General features: G+C 57.6%; 13 protein-coding genes. 4 read left to right on the forward strand and 9 right to left on the reverse strand.

The features are described from left to right. Positions 1 to 76: 76 nt before the first annotated feature. On the forward strand, positions 77 to 1,075 hold the full coding sequence (locus IGS60_RS21175; RefSeq protein WP_230506105.1) for an aldo/keto reductase: 999 nt from the start codon (positions 77 to 79) through the stop codon (positions 1,073 to 1,075). Positions 1,076 to 1,183: 108 nt separating this feature from the next. Continuing rightward, entirely contained in the window at positions 1,184 to 1,822 is a 639-nt protein-coding gene (locus IGS60_RS21180; RefSeq protein ID WP_230506106.1) for an NAD(P)H-dependent oxidoreductase, read from the forward strand. Positions 1,823 to 1,878: 56 nt separating this feature from the next. Here the strand turns inward: IGS60_RS21180 and IGS60_RS21185 are convergent, their stop codons facing one another. From IGS60_RS21185 to IGS60_RS21205, 5 genes are all read right to left on the reverse strand, one after another. After that, positions 1,879 to 3,189 (reverse strand): ATP-binding protein, encoded by a 1,311-nt coding sequence (locus tag IGS60_RS21185; RefSeq protein WP_070221496.1) that lies wholly within the window; start codon positions 3,187 to 3,189, stop codon positions 1,879 to 1,881. Then, a complete protein-coding gene (locus IGS60_RS21190) occupies positions 3,183 to 3,848 on the reverse strand; it encodes a response regulator transcription factor (RefSeq protein ID WP_070221497.1) in 666 nt (221 codons plus the stop codon). Before IGS60_RS21190 ends, IGS60_RS21185 begins: the two co-directional genes overlap by 7 nt. A gap of 250 nt (positions 3,849 to 4,098) precedes the next feature. After that, positions 4,099 to 4,710 carry a DUF799 domain-containing protein gene (locus IGS60_RS21195; protein WP_227742175.1) on the reverse strand — a complete coding sequence of 204 codons (612 nt, stop codon included), beginning with the start codon at positions 4,708 to 4,710 and terminating at the stop codon, positions 4,099 to 4,101. Between the two features lie 47 nt (positions 4,711 to 4,757). Further along, positions 4,758 to 5,117, reverse strand: a complete 360-nt coding sequence (locus tag IGS60_RS21200) for a DUF4810 domain-containing protein (RefSeq protein WP_205602385.1) — start codon at positions 5,115 to 5,117, stop codon at positions 4,758 to 4,760. Positions 5,118 to 5,134: 17 nt separating this feature from the next. Next, complete coding sequence (locus IGS60_RS21205; RefSeq protein WP_070313143.1) at positions 5,135 to 5,809, reverse strand: CsgG/HfaB family protein; 675 nt, start codon at positions 5,807 to 5,809, stop codon at positions 5,135 to 5,137. A 307-nt stretch (positions 5,810 to 6,116) separates the two neighbouring features. Between IGS60_RS21205 and IGS60_RS21210 the strand changes: the two genes are divergently transcribed. Both IGS60_RS21210 and IGS60_RS21215 read left to right on the forward strand, forming a co-directional pair. Further along, on the forward strand, positions 6,117 to 7,316 hold the full coding sequence (locus tag IGS60_RS21210; protein ID WP_230506107.1) for a YbfB/YjiJ family MFS transporter: 1,200 nt from the start codon (positions 6,117 to 6,119) through the stop codon (positions 7,314 to 7,316). A 39-nt stretch (positions 7,317 to 7,355) separates the two neighbouring features. Next, complete coding sequence (locus IGS60_RS21215) at positions 7,356 to 7,889, forward strand: ankyrin repeat domain-containing protein (RefSeq protein ID WP_230506108.1); 534 nt, start codon at positions 7,356 to 7,358, stop codon at positions 7,887 to 7,889. A gap of 125 nt (positions 7,890 to 8,014) precedes the next feature. Here the strand turns inward: IGS60_RS21215 and IGS60_RS21220 are convergent, their stop codons facing one another. The 4 genes from IGS60_RS21220 to IGS60_RS21235 all read right to left on the reverse strand — a co-directional run bounded on the left by IGS60_RS21220 (position 8,015) and on the right by IGS60_RS21235 (position 11,506). Beyond that, positions 8,015 to 8,632, reverse strand: coding sequence for a hypothetical protein (locus IGS60_RS21220; RefSeq protein ID WP_230506109.1), 618 nt, complete (start codon positions 8,630 to 8,632; stop codon positions 8,015 to 8,017). Positions 8,633 to 8,774: 142 nt separating this feature from the next. Beyond that, positions 8,775 to 9,569: a hypothetical protein gene (locus IGS60_RS21225; RefSeq protein ID WP_230506110.1), complete on the reverse strand. Its 795-nt coding sequence runs from the start codon at positions 9,567 to 9,569 to the stop codon at positions 8,775 to 8,777. Between the two features lie 335 nt (positions 9,570 to 9,904). After that, the gene (locus tag IGS60_RS21230) at positions 9,905 to 10,600 is read right to left on the reverse strand and encodes a putative type VI secretion system effector (protein ID WP_230506111.1); all 696 of its coding nucleotides are present in this window, start codon (positions 10,598 to 10,600) and stop codon (positions 9,905 to 9,907) included. Between the two features lie 123 nt (positions 10,601 to 10,723). Next, the gene (locus tag IGS60_RS21235) at positions 10,724 to 11,506 is read right to left on the reverse strand and encodes a hypothetical protein (RefSeq protein ID WP_230506112.1); all 783 of its coding nucleotides are present in this window, start codon (positions 11,504 to 11,506) and stop codon (positions 10,724 to 10,726) included. Position 11,507: the final 1 nt, after the last annotated feature.

Raw genomic sequence — 11,507 nt, forward strand, 5'->3', positions numbered from 1 at the left:
ATGCAGGATTAGCCATCTTATCGCATGCTGTTCCGTCATCCATACTTCTTGCATCTTTTTTTGAAAGGAAATGACAATGGAACACAGAACACTGGGCAACTCCGGCTTGCGCGTCGCCCCCATCGGCCTGGGCTGCATGGGCATGAGCTTTGCCTATGGCGGCGCCGACGAGGCCGCCTCGCTGCGCGTGCTGCACCGGGCCGTGGAGCTGGGCGTGACCCTGATCGATACGGCCGAAGTGTACGGCCCCTACGCCAACGAGGACTTGGTAGGCCGCGCCCTGAAACAGCTGCGCGGCAAAGTCAGCATCGCTACCAAGTTCGGCTTCAAGATATTGCCGCACGGCCAGGGCGTCGAACGCATGGCCGGTGTCGACAGCCGCCCCGAACATATTCGCCAGGCGGTGGAAGGATCGCTGTCCCGGCTCGGCATCGAGTGCATCGACCTGTTGTACCAGCACCGCGTGGACCCGGCCGTGCCCATCGAAGACGTGGTCGGCGCCATGGCCGAACTGGTACGGGCGGGCAAGGTGCGCCACCTGGGCCTGTCGGAAGTGTCGGCCGCCACCCTGCGCCGCGCCCACGCCGTGCATCCGATTGCGGCCGTGCAGTCCGAATACTCGCTGTGGAGCCGCGACGTGGAAGCGGACGTGCTGCCCGCCTGCCGCGCGCTCGGCATCGGTTTCGTACCCTACAGCCCGCTGGGCCGGGGTTTCCTGACGGGCCGGCTCGCATCCAGCGCCATGCTGGCGCCAGACGATTACCGCCACAGCCTGCCCCGCTTCCACCCGCCGGCGATGGCGGCCAACGCGCACATGGTTGCCGAACTGCAGCGCCTGGCGGCGGCGCGCGGCGCCACGGCGGCCCAGCTGGCCCTGGCCTGGCTGCTGGCCCAAGGCACTGACATCGTGCCGATTCCCGGCGCCCGCAGCCTGGCCCACCTGGAAGAGAACGTGGCCGCCGCGCAACTCACCCTGAGCGGCGCCGAACTGGCCGCCATCGGCGCCGCCATCGCGCCCGCCAGCGTGCAAGGCGCGCGCTACCCGGCAGTGGAGCTGGCCATGGTGGGGCTGTAAAGGGCAAGAGACAGCTCATCTATACAACTCTCTTTGAGGGGCAGCACTTGAAATGGCTGAATCCGCTATCATTTCCAATCTGAACTATTCACTCTGAAAGGGATTCACATGTCCGATTTGCTCGAAACACTGCAATGGCGTTACGCCACCAAGAAAATGGACCCGACAAAAACGGTGCCGCAAGACAAGGTCGAGCGCATTCTGGAAGCCGTGCGCCTGACGGCCAGCTCCAGCGGACTGCATCCTTACGAAGTGTTCGTCGTGAAGAATCCGGCCCTGCGCGAGCAGATCAAGCCGCACGCGTGGAACCAGTCGCAAGTGACGGACGCCTCGCACCTGCTGGTGTTTGCCGCCTGGGACAATTACACGGTCGAACGCATCAACGCCCGCTTTGACCTGGTCAACACCGTGCGCGGCTTCAAGAATGAAGGCTGGGAAGCGTACCGCCAGCAGATCCTGGCCACGTATCCGCAGCGCGATGCCGAGACCAACTACCAGCACGCGGCGCGCCAGGCGTATATCGGCGTGGGCACGGCCCTGATCGCCGCGGCGCAGGAAAAAGTCGATTCGACGCCGATGGAAGGTTTTGATCCGGCCAAGGTCGACGAGATCCTGAAGCTGCGTGAAAAAGGCTTGCGCTCCGTCGTCATGCTGCCGCTCGGCTACCGCGCCGACGAGGGCGACTGGCTGGTGGACCTGAAAAAAGTGCGCCCCGCGCGCGAGCAATTCATCACCGAGCTGGCCTAAGCGCCTCGCGCGTGACTGAAAAGCGGATGCCCTCGCCGGCATCCGCTTTTTTTCGTTCAGGCCGCTTGCGGAAAGCGCACCGTCACCTGCAAGCCCCGCCCCGCCTCGCCGTCGGCCAGCGCAATGTCCGCCTGGTGGTGCTCGGCGATGTGGCGCACGATGGACAGGCCCAGGCCGCAGCCCCAGGCGTCGTTGCCGTCGGGGCGGAAGAAGCGGTCGAACAGCCGTGCATGGTGCTGGCGCGGCACGCCGGGGCCGTTGTCGGAGACGCGCAGCAGGGGCCTGCCCTCTTCCAGCGCCGCCTGCAGATCGACCCGGCCGCCCTGCTGCGTGTAGCGCAAGGCGTTGTCGATCAGGTTATTCAGCAAGACCTGCAAGCCGTCGGGATCGGCCTGTACCAGCACCGGGGCCGGCAGCGTTTCCACCACGCCCAGGTCGATCGCGCGGCTGTCGGCCAGCGCGCTGTGGTCGGCCACGGCCGCTTCCAGCAACTGCCCCAGGTCCACCGTGTGCAGCTGACTGGCCGTGAGCGCCGTTTCATGGCGCGCCAGGCTCAATAGCTGGCGCACCAGGTGCGTGCTGCGGTCCAGCCTTTCATGCAGCCGCGCCAGCGCCACGCGGCGTTCTTCCTCGCTGCCGGCCCGCTCGGCCACCTGCAGCTGCAGTTTCAGCGCCGTCAGCGGCGAACGCAATTCATGCGCGGCATCGGCAACAAAGGTGCGCTGCGCCGTCAGCGCCGCCTCGAACTGGCCCATCAAGCTGTTCAGCGCCAGCGCCACGGGCCGCAGTTCGGGCGGCATGTCGTCGGCCGCCAGCGGCGTGAGCGCTTCCGGCGAACGGCCGGCCACGGATTCGGCCAGCCGGTGCAGCGGCGCCAGCGCGCGCCCCACCACGGCGACGATCAGCAGCGCCAGGATCAGGGCGAACACCAGCAGGGGCGCGCCGGCGCGCATGGTCATCTGCCAGGCCAGCTGGTCGCGCACGGCCTGCGCCTGCGCCACCTGCACGTAGCGGCCGCGCCGCGTCTCGCCGTACAGGCGCCAGTCCTCGCCGTGCAATGTGACATCGGCAAAGCCGGCCAGCGCATAGCGCGGCAATGCCGGCTGGCCCTGCAGGACGGGCAATGGCTGGCCCTCCTCGTCCCACGCCTGCAGCACGAACGCCTCTTCCGGCTCCTGCGCGGCGGCCAGGCCCGCCTGCGGCTCGAACTCGTCGGGCAAGGCCACGGCCAGCTGGCGCAGCTGCAAGTCGGCCAGTTCATTGGTTTCTTCCAGCAGCGAGCGGAACAGCGAAATGCCGGCACCGAGCACGCACAGCAAGGTGGCGGCCAGCAAGCCGAGCAGTAATTGGCGGCGGATGGTCAGCAAGATGCCACCCGCATCTTGTAGCCCACGCCGCGCACGGTCTGGATGGCGTCCGCGCCCAGCTTCTTGCGCAGCTGGTAGACGTACACGTCGACGGTATTGCTTTCCACTTCGCAATCCCAGCCGTACAGCTTTTCGCTCAGCTGGCGCTTCGACACCACCTTGCCCGGATGGTCGAGCAAGGCGCGCAGCACGGAAAACTCGCGCGGCGGCAGCTTGATCTGCTCGCCCTCGAACGTGACGTCGTGGCTGGCCAGGTCGAGGATCAGCGCGCCATGCTCGATGACGGAGCGCGAACGGCTGACCCGGCGCCGCAGCAGCGCGCGGATACGCGCCAGCAGCTCGTCGAGGTCGAATGGTTTGACCAGGTAATCGTCGGCGCCGCTGTCGAGTCCTTCCACGCGGGCCGGTGTGCCGTCGCGCGCCGTGATGATCAGCACGGGCAACTCGGCGCCCCGCGCGCGCATGGCGCGCAGCACGTCCATGCCCTGCTTGCCGGGCAAGCCCAGGTCCAGCAGCATCAAATCGTAGGCGAAGCCGGCCAGCGCCAGCTCCGCATCGTGGCCGTCGCGCACCCAGTCCACGGCATAGCACTCGCCGCGCAAGCCTTCGACCAGACTTTCCCCGATCATCGGATCGTCTTCCACCAGCAACACGCGCACTTGGGCCCCTCGCAGTCTTGAAAATACCGCTATCTTAACGTGGCTGGGGAAAGTGGGCTTGCGCCAGTCGAAGTCTCACAGGCTCCGCGGACTGCGGGCTGCGTCATGTCCGGGTGCGCATCGCGCAGGCCGGGATGTGATGATCGTGGACGAACGGTTCGGCGCTGCCAGGCATGCCTTTCGACACGGGCCTGGCAGGCCTGCGACAGGCCCTGGCGGATGCAGGGCCTGTGCGGGTGCAGCAGGACGCTTACTGCGCCAGGTAGCGTTCCGAACGCGGGCCGTACAGCAAGCCGTTCGGCACGCCGGCCGACAGCAGGCGCGCATTCGCCGTGCCGGCGATAGGATGGCTGGCATCGGTGCTGGTGTTGATGATCTGCTTGACCGCCGCCGTCACCAGGGCGCCGATCAGGCCGCCGCCACCGCTGTTGTTGCCTTCATTGCTCGATGCGCTGGCAGCGCCCTGCCACAGCAAGGCGCCCGTCTTCAGGTCGACCAGCTTGGCATCGACCGCCACCACCGTCACGCTGTCGATCACGGCGTACGTCGTGCCGTATTTGGAAATCGTCACGTACAGGCCCGCGTCGGCGCCAAAGATCTCGTTGAGCTTCTTGGCATCGACGCCGTGGATATCGGCCGCGTTCGTCAAGCCGTTCTGCTTGAAGGTTTCACCGACCACGGCCACCGGCAGCACGTAGTAGCCCGCTTCGGCCAGCGGATAGGTCACTTGCGCATAGACGCTGTTGCCGGCATTGACTTCCGGCGAGTTGTTCAACGGCGGCAAGACCACGATGGAACGGGGCTTGGCCGCCTTGAAGGCGGTGTAATCGTATGCCGCCTGCTTGGTGGCGCAACCGACCATGAAGATGGCGGGACCCAGGCACAGGGCCATTTTCAACATGCGCGACATCATAATTTCTCGCCTTTTTTCAATTTACCCAACAGGAAATCCATGTACGGCGTCGATTCCGGGAACAGTTTTTTCTCGTCTTCGAACTGTGCGGCGACCTGCTCCGGCTTGCCGGCGATCGAGTACAGCATGCCCAGGTGGGCGTGGAAGCCCGGCGGCGCATGATTACCCTTGGCAGCGATCACTTGCAGGTCTTTTTCCATGGCGGCCATCTGCTGCTCCGGGCTTTCGCCCTTCAGGTATTCGTACACTTGCGGCTGGTAGCCTTCCCATTGGTACAGGGTCTTCGATTGCGTGGCGCAACCGGTCAGGGCGGCACAGGCGAGCATGGCCAGCAGGGCAGCGCCCTTGTTCATCATTGTTGTCATGGGATACCTTATTGTTTGCGCAATGCGCCCGCTTCGACGCCGGCCACCAGGCGCTCGACCGCTTCGCGCATGGCCAGGTCCAGGACTTTGCCGTTGAGGGTGGCGTCATAGCTGGCGGTGCCGCCAAAGCCCAGCACTTCGCGGTTCGACAGGCTGTATTCACCGGCGCCGCCGGCTGAATACACGACTTCCGAGGTGGCGATATTGACGACGTTCAAGGTGACCTTGGCATATGCCACCTGCGTCTTGCCGCGGCCCATGATGCCGAACAATTGCTTGTCGCCCACTTCCTTGCGGCCGAATTCGGTCACGTCGCCCGTGACGACAAAGTCCGCGCCCTTGATGTTCTGGCCCTGCTTCTTGAAGTCAGCTTCCTGCTTGAGCTCGGCCATATTGTCGCGGTCGAGGACGTTGAAGCGGTTGGATGTTTGCAGGTGTGCAATCAGAATTGTCTTCGACTGGCTGCCCAGACGATCGACACCATCGGAAAAGATGCCGCGCATGAAGTTGGAGCGGTTGTCGAACTTGCCGACAGCGATCAGTGTGCGTGGACCGACGTAAGGTCGGGCCGCGCTGGCGACTGTGGGAACAGCCAGGGCTTGCGACGATTCGGAAGCGCAGCCAGCCAACGCCGCACCAATCAGCGCTGCCATCAACAACGCGCCAGGTTTATTCTTGTTCATAGTGCCCTTAAGATATGGAGGATCAGGAGCAACCCGCAAAATTGAATTTTGGCAAGTTAATTTCCTAATTGCAATTATATGAGATTGCATGTCTCACAATTCTCTCCAAAAGTAACGATGACAGAATTTGCATTGTTGACTGCCATGACAGGCGCGGCCCTGCTTGACTTCCAGGCTCCTGTTCATTAACTTGGCAGTAAAAAAGCGTGTCGTCAGCGCCACAGCCGCTGTCCCGCACAGACCTTGCCCGCCGATTGCCCCCGCCCGGCGCCCACTCCACGCTCTCACATAAACGAGTATTGAGGCCATGCCGACACACGATCCTTCCCCGTCCCATCCGCTGGCCACGGCGCTGGCGCTCTCGCTGGGTGCCGCAGTCGCCCTGGGCCTGTCGCGCTTTTCCTATGGCTTGCTGCTGCCGCCCATGCGTGACGATCTGGGCTGGTCCTACCTGCTGGCCGGGGCCATGAACACCTTCAATGCGCTCGGCTATTTTCTCGGCGCGCTGGCCACGCCGGCGCTGATGCGCCGCCTGGGCGTGTGGCGCCTGCTGATCGCAGGGTCCCTGCTGGCCAGCGTCTTCATGCTGATGTCGGGCCTGGTCAGCGATACGACCGCCCTGTTTCTGCAGCGCGTGTGCGCGGGCGTGGCCAGCGCCTTCATTTTCATCGCCGGCGGCGTGCTGGCGGCGCGGCTCGGTTCCATGCACAGCCAGCGCGCGGGCTTCTACATCGGTTTGTACTACGGCGGCACGGGCTTCGGCATCGCGCTGTCGGCCCTGCTGGTGCCGGCCGCATTGGCCGCCGCGCAAGACCACGGCGCCGCGCATGCCTGGCAATGGCCGTGGCTGGCCCTGGGACTCGCCTGCCTGGCCGCCACCGCCCTCATGGCCCTGCCGGCCAAAACGATCGGCGAAACGCCGCGCGCCGTCGACACGCCGCGGCGTTTCGCCTGGCGCGACTTTTCTCCCAGCCTGGCTGGCTATTTCATGTTCGGCGTCGGCTACATCGGCTACATGACCTTCGTCATCGCCCTGCTCAAGCAGCAAGGCATGCGTGCCAACTTGATCACCGTGTTCTATACGGTATTGGGGCTGGCGGTGGTGGCCTCGTCGCGCATCTGGGCGCGCATGCTCGACCGCTACAAGGGCGGCGAATCGCTGGCGATATTAAATGGCGTGCTGGGCGTGGTCACCATCCTGCCCGCGCTGACGAGCTTCGTGCCCGTCGTCTTCCTCTCCGGCCTGGTCTTCGGCGCCGTGTTCCTGTCGGTGGTGGCGTCGACCACGGCCCTCGTGCGGCACAACCTGCCGCAACAATCCTGGACGGCCGGCATCAGCGCCTACACGACCGTGTTCGCGCTGGGCCAGATCGCCGGCCCCATCGTGGTCGGCTGGATCGCCGACGGCCCGGCCGGACTGGAGCGGGGCTTGATCGCCTCGGCCATCGCCCTCTTCATCGGTGCAGCGCTGGCTGCGCGGCAAAAGGCGCTGGTGCCAGCCGCATAGTAGACTGCAAGCCTGGCCCAACCTCACAGAAAGCACACGATGACCGCCGATGCTCGAAAACTCCCGCCAACGATGGATGCCGAAACCCTGGCATTCATCCAGAGCCTGTTCGCCCTGGTGCGCGAAGGCGATACGCAGCAACTGGGCCCCATGCTTGCCCAGGGCGTCCCGGTCAACTTCCGCAACGAAAAAGGCGACAGCCTGATCATGCTGGCCAGCTACCATGGCCACCTGGAAACATCGCGCCTGCTGCTGGCAGCTGGCGCCGACGCCAACGTGCCCAACGACCAGGGCCAGACGCCGCTGGCCGGCGTGGCCTACAAGGGCTATCTGGAGATCGCCGAACTGCTGCTCCAGCATGGCGCGCATGTGGAAGGCGCCAGCCCTGACGGCAAGACCCCGTTGATGATGGCCGCCATGTTCAACCGCCTGGCCATCCTCGACCTGCTGCTGCAACACGGTGCCCGCATCGACGCCGTGGACAGCCGCGGCATGAGCGCCGTTTCACTGGCCAGTAGCATGAATGCGCAGAAGACTTTGGCGCGCCTGGCCAGCCTGGGGCAGACCACGTAGCCGGCTTGGGAAGTTTCCAAGTCGCCACACCGGCGACGGTGGCAGTGGCCGTGGCCTGACACCGCCCGGGGCAAGAGGTATGACGCGGCCAATTCATTCATGCCGCACAGCCTTTACCGCCGCCGTCATTCAAATCCATCTCGCAATTCGCCCCGCCAAATCCATAAAAGCGGGGGCATCAATAATATCGCACCACATGCCGTTATTAAATCCTCTTTTTTCTCAAGCGACACATCGATAAGCAAGAAAAATCCGGAAAACAAAACAAGCCAAACAAATAGCGTCATGTTTCTTGCAAATCTCATGCAACTCCAAAAAAAGGCGCGTTCTCCGCAATAAGCATTCAGAGGCATCAATAGCAGGCTGTCCTCAATGCGTAGCAAACTATGTACGTGCAAGACGTCACCTCTCCTTGTCACGACCAATTTGACGATATCGCCATCCTTGATTTTGTCCGCATCGTCAAAAGTACCACACACGACTTCTCCATTGACCAGTCCGGCAAAGTTATGCATATCTTCGCCATCGTACAAACTTAGCATGGCTGAAGTTGCCAATGTTCCAGGCATGCCATGGATGGCGGCGACGACGCCACCTGCCAGATTCTTTTCCGCAAGGCTGTTTTCAATTTTACTGAGTAAATTTACGGTTGTTGCCGCCATATGAAATTCCGTGAGTATCCCTTCCACAGTAAAAAAAACCTCTTCGGAACAAGTATGTACATTACTCTTTTCAACCGTCATGCGCGTCCTGATAAGGATGACTGAATTTTTTTATTTTCTGCGTTTTCATTACATTAAACAAGGTGAGGATGCGGCACTATTTTTCTCAAAACAATTCATTTTTGGATCAACAATATAAAATTTAAAATTTAATTGAAATTTATCAGGCAGATTGAATATTGTATTTCGACCTGTGCCTCCTCAAAGCCAAATCACAATTCACGCCACCATATACATAGCTTTGATCTTTATACATGGTAATGCCGCCGCGTATATCCAAATCATCCGGCTTTGGAAAACCATATGCAGTGAAAATCGCTGATGCATATTCTGAATAATAACGCATGGACTTGTAGGTCCAGTATTCAAATGGAAAAATGATCAGCAAAGGAAGCAGCAATATAATACTGCAGGCTATCAAGGGCTTTACCAGGTCATCCATGGAAATATCGACGCTGTAAAAAAACCCGCCAAACATCACGATCCAGATGAATAAGGTAAAACGCCAAGCGACCTTCATACAGGCCCTGAAAAATGCCCGCTCTCCGCAATAGGTATTCAATGGCATTAATAACAAACTATCGCCGATGCGCAGCAGACTGTGTACATGCAGTATCTCCCGCCGTTCAGTCACAACCAGCTTGACAACATCGCCATCCTTGAGCTTATTAGCATTATCAAAGACACCACACACCACTTTGCCGTTAACTAGGCCGGCAAAGTTGTACATATCTTCACCATCGTAAAAACTCAGCATGGCTGCGTTTGCCAATGCCCCTGGCATGCCATTGATGACGGCCGTGACACCACCTGCCAGATTCTTTTCCGCAAGGCTGCTTTCAATTTTACCAAGTAAATTTACATTTGTTGCAGCCATATGAAATTCTGTGAGTTTTCCTTCCACTATGAAAAAATCCTCGTCGGAAGATGCATTTTCATTATTCTCTTCAGCCACCATGCGCTTCCTAACAATTATAGTTGAACCGTCTTTAATGCCTTCTGCAATTGCATTAATTTTTCAACAGAATCAAACGACTATTCGCTAAGCTACTCTCATATTTTCCTCAAGCTGCATACTTGAAACCGGTTCGTCAATTTGTCATTCCTGATCTACACCAGATATACATCTTCAATAAATTATGGACAGCCTGGGCGTATCGGTTGAGCATTCATCGATCAACAAGTAGGCGATTCGATTCCTGTCGCTCATTCCAGTCGCTCATAGAAAAGATGGCTTGCAAGCACAAGCGTCAAATCGTCTAGAAATATCTCTATAGAGCGTCTCCTTCGCGCCTAAAGATAATACACACCCATCGGCAAAGCGGGCTTTCCTGAATTTCTTGATTTTCTCGTACTTTTAAAAAGATCAATTTTTTTCGGCTCAGCGATTCCTAGTGCCTTCCCCACTCTATTCATTTCCTTTGATAACTCCATGAAATCTTTCCAACTCAAGCCAACGGTTAGAGATAGAATAATTGGAGTACTAAAAGTAGCGCAAACTAACATGAACCAGACCGGAATTCCACCAAAAAGTGACGCCAAAATTGCTAAAATATATAATGCAATAAAAGCATAGCCACAACATTTTAATAGATGATATTTTTTGGCAATTGTTCCACGTTCAGAATGTGGCTGCATCCATATCTTGTTTTGCTTTACATCAACTACTGCTACAGCAATAAATTCATTGTTTTTTTGATACCCAACCACTTGAACCGAATCCCCATCCTTAAAACCAACCTTCCAAAAACTCCCAATAATCAATTTTCCATTGACATTCATGGTGAACCCTGTAACGGGATCACCATCACTTGTCGCTGCCTGTGCGTTGTGAACAGCGCCAGGCTCCACCGTCGCAGCATGAACGACCGCCGCCAAACCGGACATGTTCTTGGATTGCTGGGAATTCTGCAAATAATTCACGTGAGTGTCGCGAATTATTAAATTCACAACAATTCCTTGTGTTAATTGATAGGATAATTCATGCATATATTTTCTTCAATCCCTGAGCTGGCAATATTTCTCTCGCAATGCCATCAATTTCGTGCAGGAAGCGGCTTAGATCGAACTTTAAAATCAATAGAAAATTTATCAAGATAATTGCCAGGAAGATTAAATTTTGTATTTTGATTTGTGTTTTTTCAAGGCCAATTCACAACTGTATCCGATAAAGCCATAACTGTGATCCTTGAATAAAGTAGCACCCTTTCGTATATCAAAGTCACTTGGCCTTGGAAAACCATGGGCAGCGAAAATTTCTGTCGCACATATTGAATAGTCACGCATGGTTCTGAAGGTCCAATATTCGAAAGGGAACCAAAAAATTAAAGGCGCAAAGAATATAATTCCACATGCCACAATTAAATATTCTTTTTTTTCTACAGATACATCAACATATGAAAAAAGTGCAGCAAAAGCCATAATCCACATAAACAATATCATATTCCGCGCAAATTTCATGCAACTCCAAAAAAAAGCACGCTCCCCGCAATAGGTATTCAGAGGCATTAGCAACAAGCTATCGTCAATACGGAGCAAACTATGCACGTACAGCACATCCTTTTTCTTTGTGACTACCAATTTAATAAAATCGCCATCCTTGATCTTGTCAGCGTCTCTAAAAACCCCACAGACTACTTTCCCGTTAACCAACCCGGCAAAATTGAACATATCTTCGCCATCGTAAAAACTTAGCATGGCTGAATTTGCCAATGCCCCTGGCATGCCATTTATTACGGCGGCAATACCACCTGCCAGATTCTTTTCCGCAAGACTGTTTTCAATTTTACTGAGTAAATTGACATTGGTTTCAGCCACATGAAATTCTGTGATTTTTCCTTCCACAGTAAAAAAAACCTCTTCGGAAGAAGTATTTTCAATATTCTCGTTTCTCATC

This window comes from Janthinobacterium sp. FW305-128 (assembly GCF_020858135.1).
Lineage (GTDB): Bacteria > Pseudomonadota > Gammaproteobacteria > Burkholderiales > Burkholderiaceae_D > Janthinobacterium.

Coding starts and splice junctions, on each gene's coding strand:
- IGS60_RS21175 (WP_230506105.1), top strand. CDS start 77: ATGGAACACAGAACACTGGGCAACTCCGGCTTGCGCGTCGCCCCCATC.
- IGS60_RS21180 (WP_230506106.1), top strand. CDS start 1,184: ATGTCCGATTTGCTCGAAACACTGCAATGGCGTTACGCCACCAAGAAA.
- IGS60_RS21195 (WP_227742175.1), bottom strand. CDS start 4,710: ATGGTCGGTTGCGCCACCAAGCAGGCGGCATACGATTACACCGCCTTC.
- IGS60_RS21200 (WP_205602385.1), bottom strand. CDS start 5,117: ATGATGAACAAGGGCGCTGCCCTGCTGGCCATGCTCGCCTGTGCCGCC.
- IGS60_RS21205 (WP_070313143.1), bottom strand. CDS start 5,809: ATGAACAAGAATAAACCTGGCGCGTTGTTGATGGCAGCGCTGATTGGT.
- IGS60_RS21210 (WP_230506107.1), top strand. CDS start 6,117: ATGCCGACACACGATCCTTCCCCGTCCCATCCGCTGGCCACGGCGCTG.
- IGS60_RS21215 (WP_230506108.1), top strand. CDS start 7,356: ATGACCGCCGATGCTCGAAAACTCCCGCCAACGATGGATGCCGAAACC.
- IGS60_RS21220 (WP_230506109.1), bottom strand. CDS start 8,632: ATGACGGTTGAAAAGAGTAATGTACATACTTGTTCCGAAGAGGTTTTT.
- IGS60_RS21225 (WP_230506110.1), bottom strand. CDS start 9,569: ATGGTGGCTGAAGAGAATAATGAAAATGCATCTTCCGACGAGGATTTT.
- IGS60_RS21230 (WP_230506111.1), bottom strand. CDS start 10,600: ATGCATGAATTATCCTATCAATTAACACAAGGAATTGTTGTGAATTTA.
- IGS60_RS21235 (WP_230506112.1), bottom strand. CDS start 11,506: ATGAGAAACGAGAATATTGAAAATACTTCTTCCGAAGAGGTTTTTTTT.